This window comes from Bacillus sp. 05T31 (assembly GCF_056396725.1).
This window is the reverse complement of the sequence record NZ_JBFTMA010001171.1, coordinates 1-766: the sequence shown is the minus strand read 5'-3', so window position 1 is coordinate 766 and position 766 is coordinate 1. Positions and strand designations below refer to the sequence as shown.

1 pseudogene is annotated in these 766 nt (G+C 32.6%); it reads left to right on the top strand.

Annotation, left to right across the window (positions count from 1 at the left end):
- Positions 1-766 (top strand): annotated as a pseudogene (locus AC1DJR_RS32165) (IS4 family transposase); the annotation flags it as partial.

The window sequence follows — 766 nt, the reverse complement described above, 5'->3', positions numbered from 1 at the left end:
CGATGTATGTATACGTGATTTAGGATACTTCGACTTAAAAGATCTACATACTATAAGCGAGTGTGATGCTTATTTTATTTCACGATTAAAGCTCAATACTCGTATATATCAAAAGAATAGGGAACCTGAATACTTTCACAATGGAACAATAAAAAAGCATTCTGATTACATTCAACTAGATATGGAGCAATTTATTGACCAATTACAGTCTGGTGAAACATATGAGATTCCTGAGATTTATATCGGAATGTATCAAAAACTTCCTGCAAGATTTAGCATCTAAAGAACATAAGAAACAAATCACCTATAAAGAACGCAGTAAGCGGCTTAGTGCAATAAACTTTTACATTACGAATATCCCTTTGGAATATCTACCGAAGGAACAAGTATACGATTTTTACTCCTTACGATGGCAAATTGAATTGATATTTAAAACATGGAAATCATTTTTTCGTATTCATCATTGTAATTCTGTAAAATTAGAACGGCTAGAGTGTCATTTATATGGGCAATTAATTAGTATCCTTCTTTGTTCCTCCACTATGTTTCAAATGCGTCACTTACTCCTCGTCAAAAAGAAACGAGAACTAAGTGAATATAAAGCGGTCTATATCATTAAAGATTACTACCTACTTATATATCAATCTCTACAACAAAACACCCAGGAACTATCAAAGACCTTCCTTCGTTTGTTCAATCTCTTGCATAAAAATGGACGAAAGTCTCATCGATATGAGAAGAAAACAGTCTTTGATATATTGGGTGT